Below are 16,171 nucleotides of genomic sequence, written 5' to 3'. Positions count from 1 at the left end.
AATGACAGATTTTTCCCGTAATGCACTTGTTGTAGAGGGTGGAGGCATGCGTGGTGCCTTTACCAGTGGTGTACTTGACGCATTTTTACAACAACAGTTCAATCCTTTCGATTTATATGTTGGCGTGTCATCTGGCTCAACCAACGTTGCAAACTACTTAGCAGGTCAACAAGGCCGCACGTTAACATTTTATATTGATCACTCACTACGTCCTGAATTTATCGATTACAAACGCTTTTTTAAAGGCGGTGATTTACTTGATTTAAAATGGATGTGGGAGATTGGCGAACAAGAGCATCCGCTTGACCAGCAAAGTCTTTTTGCTAAAAACCCTGATTTTTATATGGTGTTGACGCATGCTAAAACTGGGCATGCTGAATATCTTCGTGCAGGTAAAGACAACTTGTTAAATGCACTTCGTGCATCTAGCTCGATTCCGGTTTTAACGCGTCATCCTGTTGAAATTATGGGTGAACCCTATTTTGATGGCGGTGTTGCAGATGCACTACCCGTGCGCTGGACGGCTCAGCAAAGTGACGTCAAAAAACTCTTAGTTTTACGTACTCGGCCGAAAAATTACTTTAAGGCCAGTAGTCGCGGTGATCAATTCCTCGCGAAATATGCATTTAAACATCATTATGGTTTTGCAAACAGCTTACGTAGCCGTTGTGCTCGCTATAACGCTTCGGTCGATTTTGTCCGTGGTCCTAACCCAGACCAGCAAATTTTAGAAATTTGTCCACCGCCACTTAAAAATATGGCGGGCCGTTTAAGCACTAATCCGAAAAAGCTTCGCTATAGCTATGAAGTCGGTTTAGAGACAGGTCTACAAGCAATTGAAAGCTGGAATGCAATGAAGTAAACCTAAGTTGAGATTTCTAAAAAGAAGTCTCAACTTAACTCTAAAATCATATCAATATGTGGAATGTCACAATCAAGATATTCCTCGCCTTGAACGACAAAGCCCAATGCTTCATAAAACGCGGTCACATAAGTTTGAGCTGAAAGCTTTAGATAAGGTAATTCTTGCTGACGTGCATACTCAATAATATGCTGCATTAAAATTTTGCCGATCCCTCGCTTGCGATAAGGTACTAAAACAGCTACCCGTCCTACGCTATGCTGCGACAACAAGCGTGCTGTGGCAATCGGCTGATCGCTGTCATACACCATAAAGTGCAGAACTGTGGCATCCAGATCATCCCATTCATCTTCAGGGGAAATTCCCTGCTCTTGAATAAAAACCTGCTCACGAATGAGCTTGGCATCTTGTCCAAACTGCTCCCAATCACCCGCTATAATTCTAAACATCTATTCACCTGCTTAGCATTTACAGCCAATATTTTCGATAGGCAACTGGTCTTGTAATAACAATTCTAGAGTATGTTTTTGAATGCCGTACATTTCTTTCAAAGCTTGAATTTGAGTCATAATCTTGGCATCAGGCTGAGTAACATTTTTACGCTTCGTCGCCAAAATCATTTTATTTTTACTGGTATGTTCAAGCGACACAAACTCAAAAACTTTAGTTTCGTAGCCATATGCCTTTAAAAGCAATGCACGTAATGTATCAGTCAACATTTCGGCTTGTTGTCCCGCATGAATGCCGAATTGCAGCATTGGCTGTAAAACTTCTGGACTATGTAATTGTGGACGTAATTCTTTATGACAACACGGTGCGCACATAATCATAGAAGCATTTAAACGAATGCCAGTATGAATCGCAAAATCGGTCGCAACGTCACAAGCATGCAAGGCAATCATGACGTCAAGTTTTTCTGGTTGATAACTACGTACATCACCTTCAAAAAAATCTAAATAATTGAAATCAACTTTATCTGCAACTTTTTGGCAGAATTCAACCAGATTCGGACGTAATTCAACACCGGTAATTAGAGGTGTTTTTTGTTGTTCTTGCAAATAATCATATAAAGCAAAAGTTAAATAGCCTTTACCTGAACCGAAATCGACAATCCGTAACTCTTGCTGAGATGCATCAATCTGTTCATAGGCACTCGCAAAAATTTCAATAAATTTATTTATCTGTTTCCATTTACGAGCCATGCTTGGAATGATTTGGCCCTTTTCATCAGTAATACCAAGCTCTTTTAGAAATGCATTGCCCTGCTGTACATAGCGTTGCTTCTCACGATCATGTGTCTGAACCATTTGCGTCGCATTTGCCGCCTGTTTTTTACCCATATTTAACATGGCTTTTTTCTTATTCTTTTTGAGTTGAATTTCTTGAGTAGCCGAAAATAAATTCGCTTGCTTACACTGTATGATTAATTGCTCAATCTGCTGTAAGCCCTCTTCAAATGAATAGTTTTTGGTCATATCCTGAGTAGTATGGTGATATAAAGCTGAAAGCTGTTTTTGCCCATGTAACTCAACAATACGGAAAGTGATTTTTTCCAGTTGTTCCAAATCTCCCTTATATTGGCTCAAAATCAAACGCTCAAAAGTTTGTTGATCAAGCATTTGCTTAATTTCATGGAAGAATTGCTGTTCTTGCTCAAAGGAAAAAACCGACACGGATATACCTAAAAATGAAGACTCATATGAAATAGAAGTTTAAAGGGTCTAGGATTAAAAATAAAATAACTTTACGACTGTTTTGTATTTCTATACATTCGTATTTTTAATCAAAAAAATTAAACTTATGAGTAAATCTGTACTGGAAACTTACGATCCTAAAGAAGAGCTATTTAACGCCTACAGCCATGGAGCTGGTGTCATTATGGCTGTTATTGCTTCTATCTTTTTAATTATGAAGGGATCTTATCTTTCAACTGCTCAGTGGATTGGTTTATGGGTATACTCATTTAGTCTGATTCTGGTTTTCACCAGCTCTACACTCTATCACTTTGCTCAAACACAGAATCTACGTTACTGGTATAAGAAACTTGACCACACGGCCATTTATTATTTAATTGCTGGGACCTATACCCCTTTCTTAAGCATCGCTATACCTACTACAAAAGCTCATATTCTGCTGATTGCTCTATGGAGCATCGCTGCAATTGGTACACTTTTCAAGTTAGTTTTTATTCATCGCTTTCAAAAAATTTCTTTGCTTGCCTATATATTAATGGGATGGCTTGCCGTGTTCGTCATGGATGATATGCGCACTTATTTAAGTAAAGACGCATTGATTTTCTTGATCATTGGCGGATTAGCTTATACGGTTGGAGCATTGTTTTACGCGTTAAAAAAGGTAAGATATACCCATGCGATCTGGCACATTTTTGTGCTTTTAGGTGCAGGAGCACATTTTCTTGCGATCTATTGGTACATTGTTTAGTTCATTTTTCACTCTTATTCAGTGATCCTGAAAGAGTCATGGATGATGTTCTTTCACGCTATTCTTTGAGAAAAATACGTCTTTAAAAAGAATAGTAAACCAAAAATAAATTTTAACTGATATAAGGTCTTATATGGAGTCAACTTCTGCGACTGCTGCTCCGGCAGTAGCCACTAATTCAAAAGCGCGGGTTTTGTTTGCAAGCTTAGTCGGTACAACCATTGAGTTCTTCGACTTTTATATCTATGCAACAGCTGCCGTAATTATCTTTCCTCACCTGTTTTTCCCTGCTAGTAGTGGTAGTGCCGCAGTCTTACAATCTTTAGCAACCTTCGCCATTGCCTTTATTGCTCGCCCTATCGGTGCAGCGTTATTCGGTCATTTAGGAGACCGTATTGGTCGTAAAGCCACCCTAGTTGCAGCTTTACTGACCATGGGCGTTTCAACTGTATGTATTGGTTTACTTCCAACCTATGCACAAATTGGTCTTGCCGCGCCTTTACTATTGGCTCTATGTCGTCTAGGGCAAGGTTTGGGGTTGGGTGGTGAATGGAGTGGTGCAGTATTACTCGCGACCGAAAATGCCCCAGAAGGTAAAAGAGCTTGGTATGGCATGTTCCCACAGCTCGGCGCTCCAATTGGCTTTATTTTGGCAACAGGTTCATTTTTATTATTGGGTGCAGTCATTCCTGAGCAGGAATTCATGCAATGGGGCTGGCGTATTCCGTTTATTGCAAGTGCTGTATTAGTGATTGTTGGCTTATATATCCGTTTAAAACTCCATGAGACTCCAGCATTTCAAAAGGTCTTGGATAAGCAAAAAGAAGTCAATATTCCATTTAAAGAAGTCTTAACTAAACATACAGGCAAACTTGTACTTGGTACGATTGCAGCAATCTGTACGTTTGTCGTGTTTTATCTTACCACCGTATTTGCCTTAAACTGGGCAACCACCAAATTAGGCTATGCACGCGGTGAGTTCTTGGAACTTCAACTCTTTGCCACACTATGCTTTGCTGCGTTTATTCCATTATCGGCTATTTTTGCAGAAAAATTTGGACGTAAAGCCACTTCGATTGGTGTTTGTATTGCTGCTGCTATTTTCGGTTTGTTCTTCTCTAGTATGTTAGAGTCAGGAAATACATTAATTGTCTTCCTTTTCTTATGTACAGGCTTGGCGATTATGGGATTGACTTATGGTCCGATTGGTACAGTTCTTTCTGAACTTTTCCCAATTTCAGTTCGTTATACAGGTTCAGCGTTAACGTTTAACTTGGCAGGCATTTTTGGTGCATCATTTGCTCCACTCATTGCCACTAAACTTGCTGAAACCTATGGTTTATATGCAGTTGGTTATTATCTTACTGCGGCATCACTTCTATCACTCATCGCTTTCTTATTCATTCGTGAAACAAAAAATGATGATGTAAATAATCAGATCTAAAAACTAGAAATTCTTATATAAAAAAGCCGGTTCAAGATGAACCGGCTTTTTTTACAGATACAGCTTAATTTATTGTTGTCGGATTTGCAGGGGCACTCATATTGCTTGCTGCCACTGCCGCTGGGCCCGCCACTGCTGCTTCCCCAATTAAAGCCACTTTTGCTTTTTCTTGGCTCTTCGTAGATAAAGCAGGGTTAGTTGCCACAATACGATTAATATTTGCTGAGTTTGCCGGAGCAATCGCAGTAGTTTGTAAAATAATTGGGCGATTATTTGTGTTACCCAACGTATAGCGAATGCCTGTACGCGGACTAATCACTGTTGTATTTTCTTGCTTCACTACAGCCTGAGCCGAAGTTGGCCCTTTTGCTGCAAGGACTTTATCAACCGTTGTCGTTTGAGGAGCCGAAGCTGTTTCTGCTGCGAAAACGAAACTAGGCACAGCAAGAACAGTTAAAAATAAAGGTTGTAATACTTTTTTCATTGTCTTTCCAACATACACTCTGGATGAGAAGTAAATAGCATTTAATGCTTAAAACTGCAAACATTATTCACAGGCTTACTACAAACATAAAAAAAGCAGAACAATTGTTCTGCTTTTTTTTGTGCAGGCAGATTAGATCTTACCGTGACATTGTTTATATTTTAGTCCTGAACCACATGGACATGGCGCATTACGGCTTTCTGGAACAGGGAAAGCTTGCTGATCGTCAGACTCGTTCATGGTTTCTTGAGAGAGTGTAACTTCACCCGTTAAACCATCTACATCATCATGTTCAAAAGAAAGCTTCATCGATTCAGCTTGCTGCTGCTGTTGAGCTTCCATTTCTGCAAGTTCTTCTGGTGTTGGGATATGAACGCGAGACAAATCAGTCACAACATCAGTTTTAATAATGCTCAACATATTTACAAACAGGTTGAAAGCTTCTTTCTTGTACTCCTGTTCAGGGTTCTTTTGCGCATAGCCACGTAAGTGAATACCTTGACGCAAATAATCCATTGCAGCTAAGTGATCTTTCCAATGGCGATCAAGAGAGTTTAAAACGAAATGACGTTCAAGCATTGCTGCTGATTCGTCACCCATTTGAGCGCGTCGTTGACGATAACGTTCAATCACTTCATCACTGATTCGCTCAACTAAACCTTCTTCATCTAGACGGCGATCTTGATCTAACCATTCTTGAATTGGTAGCTCAATACCTAAATCAATACGTAAAGCATTCTCTAAACCTTCAACATCCCACTGATCATGAATTGACTCTGGTGGAATAAAGTTCGCAATCACGCCTTTCATCACTTCATGATGCATTTCTTCAACGTATTCTTTTAAAGTATTTTCAGCTAGCACTTCATCACGTTGTGAATAAATGATCTTACGTTGTTCATTATTCACATCATCGTATTTCAATAAGTTTTTACGAATATCAAAGTTACGTGCTTCAACTTTACGCTGAGCGTTCTCAATTGAACGACTCACCATTTTATGTTCAATCGCTTCGTCTTCTTTTAAACCCATCGCACGCATCATGCCAACGACACGGTCGCCTGCGAAAATACGCATAAGGTCATCTTCAAGAGATAAATAGAAACGAGAAACACCAGGGTCACCCTGACGGCCCGCACGACCACGTAACTGGTTATCAATACGACGTGATTCATGGCGTTCAGAACCAATGATATGCAAACCACCTGATTTCAATACATCTTCATGATCTTGTTCCCATTGTGCTTTCAGATGTGCTTCATCTTCAGCAGTAGGGTTTTCAAGTTTGGCAAGTTTTGCTTTCCAGTTACCACCCAAGATAATGTCAGTACCACGACCAGCCATGTTGGTTGCAATCGTTACCGCATTGGGGCTACCTGCCTGAGCAATAATGTCAGCTTCACGCTCATGTTGTTTTGCATTCAACACTTCATGGTGAATACCAGCTTGCATTAACTTAGAAGATAAAATTTCACTGGCTTCAATGGTTGCCGTACCAATAAGAATCGGTGCAACACCTTGTTGGCGAATATTCATAATTTCTTGAATAATCGCTTCATATTTACCATTACGGTTTAAATAAATTAAGTCGTTTTGGTCATTACGTACCATTGGGCGGTGAGTTGGAATAATCACAACATCAAGGCCATAAATTTCTTTCATTTCCGCAGCTTCAGTATCAGCAGTACCTGTCATACCTGAAAGCTTTTTATATAGACGGAAATAGTTCTGGAATGTTGTGGTTGCTAAAGTCTGGTTTTCAGGCTGAATTTCCAAACCTTCTTTTGCCTCAACAGCTTGATGCAAACCTTCTGACCAACGACGACCTGGCATTGTACGGCCAGTATGTTCATCAACAATAACCACTTCACCATCGTGAATAATATAGTGAACATCGCGTTGGAATAAGAAATGTGCACGAATAGCGGCAGACACATGATGAACAAGACTTAAATTCGTTGCTGAATATAAGCTTTCACCTTCGGCTAACAAGCCCATCTGAATAAGCTCTTGCTCAACAGTTTCATAACCAATTTCGGTCATTTCAACTGAACGCTGCTTTTCATCAATCCAGAAATGCCCGCCATCTGCGACTTTTTCTTCTTTTTGCGGACGTAATCTAGGTGGAATTGTGTTAATTGCAGCATAAAGATGCGAAGAGTCTTCACTTTGACCAGAAATAATTAATGGTGTACGTGCTTCATCAATCAAGATTGAGTCAACTTCATCGATAATGGCATAGTGCAAGCCACGCTGTTTCTTTTCTGCTAAAGAAAACACCATGTTGTCACGTAAGTAGTCAAAACCGAATTCGTTATTGGTACCGTAAGTAATATCAGAAAGATAAGCTTCCGCTTTTTCTGATGGACCTTGCATTGAATAAATGGTACCAATTGATAAACCCAAAAATTCAAATAATGGGCGGTTCAACTCAGCATCACGCTGTGCTAAATAATCGTTCACAGTAATGACATGAACGCCTTCGCCACTTAATGCGTTTAAATAACACGCCAAAGTACCCATCAGGGTTTTACCTTCACCGGTACGCATTTCGGCAATCTTACCTTCATGTAAGGTAATACCACCAATAAGCTGAACGTCATAGTGACGCATGCCCATTACACGTTTGGCAGCTTCACGACACACTGCAAACGCTTCTGGAAGTAATTTATCTAAACTTTCGCCATTATTATAACGTTGTTTGAATTCTGGAGTTTTTGCAGATAAGTCTGCATCGCTTAAAGCTGATATCGTCGGCTCGAGCGCATTGATTTGCTCAACAATTTTGCGCATGCGTTTGAGTTCACGCTCATTTTTTGTACCGAAGATACCTCCGATCAGACTTGCCAACATGGATAAACTCTCTAAATCTTGCTTGGTCAAATGAATAAACTTTTTCTCAGTCGTTTATTATGGTGCCAGAAATTTGAAGTACAAGGGTTTTGCACAAAACCCCTAAAAAAAATCTGATAGTTAGACGAATGGTTTTATCATTCGCCTAGTCCCTCGTAATGTGCCTTGCACCTAAAAACGTAACATTAACGCTCATCTATTAAGCATAACTTCCGAGAAATCTAATTTAGCAAATTTACCTTAAAGTTACATTGATTAAGCATATAAAATAGTGAGTTTTAGTCATATATATTTACACTTATATAAAAAACTCATAATAAAATACAAAAACAATAATTTTAATCATAAAGATAATGCTGCATATTTATTGGATCGAATAACAAATTATGAGCAATTGAGGAACGATCATGACACTACGATTAGGAGATACAGCCCCCGATTTTCAACAAGAATCGAGTGAAGGCACAATTAATTTTTATGATTTTCTAGGAGATAGTTGGGGAATCTTATTTTCACATCCAGCCGACTATACTCCAGTATGTACAACAGAATTAGGTTACACAGCAAAATTAAAAGATGAATTTGAAAAACGTAATATTAAAGCGATTGCTCTGTCAGTAGATGATGTAGAGTCTCATAAAGGCTGGATCAACGATATTAATGAAACACAAAATACCACTGTAAACTTTCCAATCATTGCAGATAAAGACCGTAAAGTATCTGAGCTATATGATTTCATTCATCCAAATGCCAGTGAAACGCTCACAGTGCGTTCTTTAGTGATTATTGACCCTAATAAAAAAGTTCGCTTAATTATTACCTACCCTGCTTCAACAGGCCGAAATTTTAATGAAGTCTTACGTGTTGTTGACTCATTACAATTAACTGACAAGCATAAAGTCGCTACGCCTGCGAACTGGCAGCAAGGTGAAGATGTCGTTATTGTTCCTTCACTTAAAGATGAAGAAGAAATTAAACAGCGCTTCCCTAAAGGCTATAAAGCAGTTAAACCTTATTTACGCTTAACACCACAGCCTGAAAGTAATAAAGCCGACTAAAGGCTTTATTACTTGCAAGACAAACGAAGTGCGTAGGCAAGCATTTAAAAATGCTCACTACGAGACAAGCGAAGCATATAGGTAACATCAGTAAACTTTAAATAAGCCAAGCGCATAGCAAGCCTTAAAAATCCTAAGGGGAATAAGTAAATGTCCTCATCCTGAAAAGTCATCCAGCGCGATGGCTTTTTATTTATGTATTGAATACACATGGTTTTTACTGCTCAGATCAGTTATAACTCGAAGCGATTCGGTATAAAAAATAAAAATCATGATCTATAAAATTCATCATTTAAAGTGTGGCAGCATGTGCCCTGTTTGTGCCCCACTCTTTGGACAAAAAGGCTTCCGGGCTGAGGTTGTCTGCCATTGCCTGCTAGTTGAAACCGATCGCGGCCTTGTACTTATTGATACAGGTTTTGGATTGCAAGATTACCTTCACATGAAGCAGCGACTAGGTTCATTAGTTCAACGTTTAGGTAAAATTGAGACTAACCTTGAATTTAGTGCCATCCAGCAAATCCAAAAGCTTGGGTTTAATCCTAAGGATGTACAGCACATCTTTGTTACTCATCTTGATTTTGATCATGCAGGTGGAATTTCAGATTTCCCCCATGCCACTGTCCATGTTTTAGCAGCAGAATATAATGCAGCCCAACTTCCAAATTTTAAGGGAAAACTTCGCTATAGAACCAATCAATATAAAGATCATCGCTACTGGAACTTTGTTGAATATCAGCAAGGTGAAGCATGGTTTAACCTTGAAAAAGTAAAAGGCTTCCCTCTTTTTCAAGATGAAATTTTAATGGTGCCTCTATTGGGGCATTCAGCTGGTCATTGTGGCATTGCCATAAAGCAACAAAATCGATGGTTATTATTTTGTGGAGATGCATACTATTCACATCTGGAGTTAAACCCTAAAAATAAATTAAGATCACTTAGTTTGCTGGAAAAAACATTTGCAGAAGATAATCAAAAACGTCTTGTTAATCTCAAACGCTTACAGCATTTAGCTCAACATGAGCCAACGATTGAAATAATTTGTGCTCATGATCCTTATGAGCTTAACCGGTACCAAACATGAAAAAATTATCGCTCATCACACTTGTCATCTGTATAAATTTACAGGGATGTATGCAGCATGAAAGTATTGCCCATGAGCATCGCCCCCAAGACTGGGGGACTTTAGTCTCTGAGACCCATAACTTTTATCAGATTAGTGATACTGTTTTTCGCAGTGAACAACCCGATGCAACGATGGTTCCCGAGCTAAAACGTCATCAAATAAGTACCATTATTAATTTAAGAGCTAGAGCCTCAGATGATTTAGTTTTTAAAAATGAAAATTTTAACCTTGCACATATTCCTATCAATACATGGGCAATCGACCGACAAGATCTATTAGAAGTCATGCAACAAATTAAGATTGCCAAGCAGAATAATCAACGTGTTCTATTGCACTGCTACCATGGTTCAGACCGTACAGGAGCTAGTGTTGCCATGTATCGAATTATTTTTGAGAATTGGGCAATTGATGATGCGGTTAAAGAAATGAAACAAGGCGGTTATGGCTATCATATTATCTGGAAGAATATTGACCGCCTATTTACACCTGAAAATGTTAAATGGACTCAACAGCAACTGTCGAATTCTAGCAGTTAAAGACTGGATTGCTTTTGTATGCAAAACACGATTATTAGGCAAATAAGTTGGCTCAATCACCAACTTATTTATTGTTTTTATTATTATCAATTACATCGAAAAACATACATTTAAAGATAGATGATTATCAAAAATATGATTTAACTTTATGATTTTCCCAAAGCGGCGTTGCTAAGTAATACCTTCAAAATTTCAGAATCACCACCATCACTGTCTGTCACTAATAAAAAGACTTCGCCATCGGATCTCGACTCGAACCAAGTAATCCCTTCAACCTTGATTGGCAGTGTCTGTCCGTTCGCATCTCGAATCAAATGAGTCGCTAAAGCTTTACCCTCAGGCGAAAACACCAAGATAAAACTTCCCAAGACAACACCGTCATCATAGGTATTGAGTGTTTGTTCGACCGCAGCTGTAGCAACAATCAAATTTTTATCCGCTAAAAAACAAGCATCTGAAATACCACTTGCTGAACCATCAAGCTCAGCTAAGCTCAGTTTGAGCGAATGTATAAGTGCATTTGCTAAGGATTTTCCTGCTTGAGTTTTGATTAAATCAAAGACTAAAACCCCATGATGGAGATTGATGTTACCACGTTGAAAGATATAGAGATAACGATGGTCTGAACATATGGCTTCTATATTGAGATCAGCCCCGCCTGTTAATTCAACCTGATGCTGCAAAAAATCATAATCAACCGCATTCAAGAAAGTTTTGACCTGATCATTGGCAGGGTTATAGAGTAATGCTCGTTTTCGATTTTCTGTAGAACCCGAGCCCATCACCAAAAGCTGTGATTGTCCATTCCAACTTATGGGGGTTAAAGCTTCAAAATCAGGCTTCTGTTCTTTGCTTAATGCACTTAGCGGTATTTGCTCTGAAGGATCAAATAATGGAATTTTTTCAAAAAACGTTGCATCGGCCATGTTCTGGGTTCGATTGATTCTTAATAAATAAGGAAGATTATCACCAACAAAGTAAACATCATCCCCCACACAAGCGACTCCAGACAGTGCGCTAATCACCGACTCTTGTGCAAAAACAAATTGTTCTAATATTTTGATCGTTGTATTCATCTTCAAGATCCCCTATTGAATGGAACACTCCTCACAAGAATAAAACCTTTGAAGTGTTCCTGATTTGATTTAGGGGATGATCAGCCGTTATCGCTGATCAAGTGGCACCCAGTCAATGACCCAAGCCGATTTCATATTTAAACTTGAATCAGAAGTAATTTTCTTACGAGCTGCATCTGCTGTATCACGGTCTTTCGCTGGTCCAACCATAATACGGATTCCTTTGCTAGTTTGGCTCGTAGTTACCTTGTAGCCTTTAGCTCGTAATTTAGAAACAACTGAATCTGCATTTGCCTGGTTAGCAGCCAATGCAACTTGCACCATCCACTTTTTATCACCATTTTCCAGTAGTTCACGCGCTTTTTCAGCATCAGCTTTTTTATCAGCTTCAGCTTTGCGTTTAGCATCTGACGCTTTCTTATCAGCTTCTGCTTTGCGTTTAGCATCTGACGCTTTCTTATCAGCTTCTGCTTGGCGTTTTGCTTCAGCTGCTTTCTTATCAGCTTCTGCTTGGCGTTTTGTTTCAGCCGCTTTCTTATCAGCTTCTGCTTGTCGTTTTGCTTCAGCTGTTTTCTTATCAGCTTCTGCTTGGCGTTTTGCTTCAGTTGTTTTCTTATCAGCTTCTGCCTGACGTTTTGCTTCAGCTGCTTTTTTGGCTGCTTCTGCTTGGCGTTTTGCTTCGGCTGCTTTTTTGTCTGCATCTATTTTTGAAGTATCAGTTGTTTTATTCGCTACATTGGTTTGCTGGTTTTTAGCTTTCGCCTCACCCACTAACTCTGGTGGAATATTATCTGAACTTTCTTGAGCTGCTGTACGGCGTGCATTAATCGCAGCGTACTCTGCTGCTGCTTTACGAGCAGCGTCGGCTTCAGCTTGCTGTTGCATTGCTAAAAACTCTGCTGCACGTGCTTCCTGTTCTGCAACAGCTTTTTCACGAGAACGACGCTGTTCTTCTAGCAAACGCTTTTCTGTTTCAACATCAACCGCTAGAGGTTGTAGTTGTACCATTTGTCCTTCGGTTGCTTGCTTTGGCTTAGTTTGAGTTTTTGGCGATGTGGATGCGGGTGGTTGAACCTCAACCTGTTTTATTTCCTCATTTCCTTTTAGAAGTAATGCTGCCAATAAAACACCACCTCCCAGTAAAACAACACCACCCATCCAGCGTTGTTTGTTATTCATTGACATTCTTCCAAATACTCCCAAATCGCTTCTAAAGTATGAAACGAACCACAGGCCAAAATCAGCTGATTGTTATTTGTTTGCTCAAGCGCTGATTTAAATGCCTCTTTGATATTGCCATATTGTTGTACTGTCTGACCTTGCAAGGCCTCAGTGAGCTGCTGAATCGATGCAGCACGCGGCACATTCAATTCAGCAATTTTCCAATGTAAAACAGTAGGTTTCAATAAATCGACTACTGATTTTATATCTTTATCTGCCAGCATTGAAAATACTGCGACAACTTCTGTGTACTGTTTATTGTATTCTAAGAAATTTCGCAATTGCTTTAACAAAAATTCAACACCATGTGGATTGTGTCCGGCATCAAAAATTACTGTTTTGCCTTCCACTTGACGCTGTTCAAAACGTCCTGCTAAGCGTGCAGCTTGAATACCTTTTTCTAAAGCAGACTGAGAAATTTCAAGTCCGCTATTTAAAATGGCTGCAACCGCCCCCGCAATATTTTCGATGGCTAAACGACCTAAAGGAAGCTTTAAAGTGGTTCCTTCTGAGGCAAAGTACCAGTTTTGTCCATCATCGGCGAGTTTATAAAAATAATCACGATTAACGGTATATAAAATTGCTTGCGTACTTTCTGCTTTATCTTGAATTGCTTGAGGTAAAAGTTGTTCGCCAGCAAAGACAACCGGAATTTGTGGACGAATAATTCCTGCTTTTTCAAAAGCAATTTTTTCAATGGTATCGCCTAACCAATCAGTATGATCTAGGCCAATATTAGTAATAACCGCAACGTTAGGATCAAGTACATTAACAACATCTAAGCGTCCGCCCAAACCAACTTCGAGCACCCATACGTCGCATTGCTGTTGTTTAAAAATGACAAAAGCAGCCAAAGTGGTTGCTTCAAAAAAAGATAAGCTTAAATCACAATCGCGACGAGCCTGATCGACTTGAACAAAAGCATCAATCAGACTTTGATCATCGACTTCGACTCCACCTAATTTGACTCGTTCATTAAAGCGATAGATATGGGGTGACTGATATAACCCAACTTTATAACCCTGCTGATTTAATATGGCAGCTAGTGTAGTTGTTGTTGAGCCTTTACCATTCGTTCCGGCTACTGTAAAAACTTTAGCAGTAGGCTGAGTTACACCGAGCTTTTCTGCAACAGGAATTACACGTTCCAGACCAAGATCTATCCCTGTAACGTGAACATGGCTCCAATAATTGAGCCATGTATCTAAAGAGTCTATTGAAAGTGGAGCTTGTTGATTCAAGGTAAGTTCATCAATTTCGATACAAGTCGAGATACAGTATCACGTAAAGCATGACGATGAACAATCTGATCGATTACACCATGATCAAGCAAATATTCTGCACGTTGGAACGGCTCTTCCAATGTTTCACGTACAGTTTGCTCAATTACACGTTTACCCGCAAAGCCGATCATGGCTTTAGGTTCAGCAATATGAATATCACCCAACATTGCTAAAGAAGCTGTTACACCACCATACACCGGATGTGTTAAAACTACGATATAAGGTAAGCCTGCATCTTTTAATCTTTGGATCGCCGCTGAAGTACGCGCCATTTGCATAAGTGACAACATGCCTTCTTGCATACGTGCGCCACCAGAAGCTGCGAAACAGACTAATGGTTGACGTTTTGCAATAGCAAGTTCGGCAGCCTGAACAAAACGGTCGCCCACTACAGTACCCATAGAGCCGCCCATAAAGTCGAACTCAAAAGCACATGCAATCAAATCAACGCCATTTAAATTGCCTTGCATTGCAATTAAAGCTTCTGTTTCACCAGTTTTGCTTTGTGCTTCACGCATACGATCTGGATATGGCTTGGTATCGACAAACTTTAACGGGTCTTTCGCGCTAAACTCTTGTCCTAATTCTGTTACCACATTGTCGAAGAACCAGTTCAAACGATCACGAGCTTTCATTCGTAAGTGTTCATCACACTGCGGGCAAACATACGCATTGAAAGAGATTGCTGTACGTGTCACGAGAGCATGACATTCAGGGCATTCAATCGTTGGCTCAGTAAATGTTGCTTTGAGAATTTGTTGCTCATTTGCGACTTCAATACCTGGAACTGGACGTTGTGTCCATGGGGTCGCAGGGTTAAGAACTTTCCCTGATTTCACTTCTTGATTCATACTAACTCATCGAGCGCTGCTCGAAGCTCCTTGACTTTATTCACCGTCTGTTCAACAGCGTCATCCGCTGCCAACGTTGCAAAATTTTTAACGAAAGCACTACCTACAATCACAGCATCAGCAACACTACCCATTGCTTTTGCTGAAGCGGCATCACTAATACCAAAACCAACACCCACTGGAATATCAGTAGCATTTTTGATTTTCTGAATACGTGCAGCAGCTTCTGCCGTATCTAGTGTTGCAGCTCCCGTTACACCCTTGAGTGAAACATAGTAGATAAATCCACTTGCCTGATTTGCCACATGTTGAATGCGTTGGTCTGTAGAAGTTGGCGCGAGCAAGAAGATTTGATCCATGTCATGTTGCTTCAACACAGCACCAAACTCTTTTGACTCTTCGGGCGGTAAATCCACCAGCAATAGGCCATCTACACCACACTGTTTCGCGTGAGAAATAAATTTCTCATAACCAATCACTTCAACCGGATTTAAATAACCCATTAAAACAACAGGTGTATCCTGATCCTGTTCACGGAACTCCTTTACCATATTAAGAGCATCTAATGTGTTAGTCCCTGCTGCAAGTGCACGTTCAGCGGCAAGCGCAATTACCGGACCATCAGCCATTGGATCTGAAAATGGTAAACCAAGCTCAATGACATCTACTCCTGCCGCAACCATTTTATGCAGTAACGGAACTGTTACTTGCGGTTGTGGATCACCCGCCATAACATAAGATACAAGCGCTTTACGTTGTTGGGACTTAAGCTTTTCAAAACGGGTGGCAAGACGTGACATAGGGTTGTGCTTTCCTTGAATTATTTAAAATTGAGGAGTTGTTTGTAGAAATACAAGAACATCGCATTTTAACGCTATTTTTTGTCCATTGAACAGCTCTAACGTTATGGCGATATTCGATTGTATGATTCATAC

The 16,171-nt window shown here is 39.8% G+C and carries 15 protein-coding genes; 6 read left to right on the top strand and 9 right to left on the bottom strand.

Annotation, left to right across the window (positions count from 1 at the left end):
* The first annotated feature begins 1 nt into the window (after position 1).
* A complete protein-coding gene (locus KTH84_RS14725) occupies positions 2 to 862 on the top strand; it encodes a patatin family protein (RefSeq protein ID WP_262473862.1) in 861 nt (286 codons plus the stop codon).
* 29 nt (positions 863 to 891) lie between these two features.
* Here KTH84_RS14725 and KTH84_RS14720 read toward each other — a convergent pair whose 3' ends face one another.
* Entirely contained in the window at positions 892 to 1,311 is a 420-nt protein-coding gene (locus tag KTH84_RS14720; protein ID WP_262473860.1) for a GNAT family N-acetyltransferase, read from the bottom strand.
* Positions 1,312 to 1,323: 12 nt separating this feature from the next.
* Positions 1,324 to 2,535, bottom strand: coding sequence for a class I SAM-dependent methyltransferase (locus KTH84_RS14715; RefSeq protein WP_262473858.1), 1,212 nt, complete (start codon positions 2,533 to 2,535; stop codon positions 1,324 to 1,326).
* A 127-nt stretch (positions 2,536 to 2,662) separates the two neighbouring features.
* Here KTH84_RS14715 and trhA point away from each other — a divergent pair, with 127 nt between their 5' ends.
* Together trhA and KTH84_RS14705 are read left to right on the top strand one after the other, a co-directional pair.
* Entirely contained in the window at positions 2,663 to 3,304 is a 642-nt protein-coding gene (gene trhA, locus KTH84_RS14710) for a PAQR family membrane homeostasis protein TrhA (protein WP_133971845.1), read from the top strand.
* A 133-nt stretch (positions 3,305 to 3,437) separates the two neighbouring features.
* Positions 3,438 to 4,748 (top strand): MFS transporter, encoded by a 1,311-nt coding sequence (locus KTH84_RS14705; protein ID WP_133971843.1) that lies wholly within the window; start codon positions 3,438 to 3,440, stop codon positions 4,746 to 4,748.
* 64 nt (positions 4,749 to 4,812) lie between these two features.
* Here KTH84_RS14705 and KTH84_RS14700 read toward each other — a convergent pair whose 3' ends face one another.
* Entirely contained in the window at positions 4,813 to 5,232 is a 420-nt protein-coding gene (locus tag KTH84_RS14700) for a hypothetical protein (protein WP_202743479.1), read from the bottom strand.
* Positions 5,233 to 5,364: 132 nt separating this feature from the next.
* Positions 5,365 to 8,085 (bottom strand): preprotein translocase subunit SecA, encoded by a 2,721-nt coding sequence (gene secA, locus KTH84_RS14695; protein ID WP_202743480.1) that lies wholly within the window; start codon positions 8,083 to 8,085, stop codon positions 5,365 to 5,367.
* 407 nt (positions 8,086 to 8,492) lie between these two features.
* Here secA and KTH84_RS14690 point away from each other — a divergent pair, with 407 nt between their 5' ends.
* The 3 genes from KTH84_RS14690 (at position 8,493) to KTH84_RS14680 (ending at position 10,805) form a co-directional block, all read left to right on the top strand.
* A complete protein-coding gene (locus KTH84_RS14690; RefSeq protein WP_262473853.1) occupies positions 8,493 to 9,143 on the top strand; it encodes a peroxiredoxin in 651 nt (216 codons plus the stop codon).
* Positions 9,144 to 9,414: 271 nt separating this feature from the next.
* Positions 9,415 to 10,227, top strand: coding sequence for an MBL fold metallo-hydrolase (locus KTH84_RS14685; protein WP_262473851.1), 813 nt, complete (start codon positions 9,415 to 9,417; stop codon positions 10,225 to 10,227).
* Complete coding sequence (locus KTH84_RS14680) at positions 10,224 to 10,805, top strand: dual specificity protein phosphatase family protein (RefSeq protein WP_197730975.1); 582 nt, start codon at positions 10,224 to 10,226, stop codon at positions 10,803 to 10,805. Before KTH84_RS14685 ends, KTH84_RS14680 begins: the two co-directional genes overlap by 4 nt.
* Positions 10,806 to 10,951: 146 nt before the next feature.
* Here KTH84_RS14680 and KTH84_RS14675 read toward each other — a convergent pair whose 3' ends face one another.
* The 5 genes from KTH84_RS14675 to trpA all read right to left on the bottom strand — a co-directional run bounded on the left by KTH84_RS14675 (position 10,952) and on the right by trpA (position 16,036).
* Positions 10,952 to 11,881, bottom strand: coding sequence for a DUF6929 family protein (locus KTH84_RS14675; protein WP_262473849.1), 930 nt, complete (start codon positions 11,879 to 11,881; stop codon positions 10,952 to 10,954).
* A gap of 87 nt (positions 11,882 to 11,968) precedes the next feature.
* Positions 11,969 to 13,066 carry an SPOR domain-containing protein gene (locus KTH84_RS14670; protein WP_262473847.1) on the bottom strand — a complete coding sequence of 366 codons (1,098 nt, stop codon included), beginning with the start codon at positions 13,064 to 13,066 and terminating at the stop codon, positions 11,969 to 11,971.
* The gene (gene folC / locus KTH84_RS14665; protein ID WP_262473845.1) at positions 13,057 to 14,343 is read right to left on the bottom strand and encodes a bifunctional tetrahydrofolate synthase/dihydrofolate synthase; all 1,287 of its coding nucleotides are present in this window, start codon (positions 14,341 to 14,343) and stop codon (positions 13,057 to 13,059) included. The genes KTH84_RS14670 and folC overlap by 10 nt, the downstream gene beginning before the upstream one ends.
* Entirely contained in the window at positions 14,340 to 15,236 is an 897-nt protein-coding gene (gene accD / locus KTH84_RS14660; protein ID WP_262473843.1) for an acetyl-CoA carboxylase, carboxyltransferase subunit beta, read from the bottom strand. The genes folC and accD overlap by 4 nt, the downstream gene beginning before the upstream one ends.
* Positions 15,233 to 16,036, bottom strand: a complete 804-nt coding sequence (trpA, locus tag KTH84_RS14655) for a tryptophan synthase subunit alpha (RefSeq protein ID WP_017392444.1) — start codon at positions 16,034 to 16,036, stop codon at positions 15,233 to 15,235. Before trpA ends, accD begins: the two co-directional genes overlap by 4 nt.
* Between the last annotated feature and the right edge of the window lie 135 nt (positions 16,037 to 16,171).

The sequence above is a fragment of the Acinetobacter sp. WU_MDCI_Abxb74 genome, assembly GCF_025513915.1.
Taxonomy (GTDB): domain Bacteria; phylum Pseudomonadota; class Gammaproteobacteria; order Pseudomonadales; family Moraxellaceae; genus Acinetobacter; species Acinetobacter calcoaceticus_C.
This window is presented reverse-complemented; position numbering and strand designations above follow the sequence as displayed.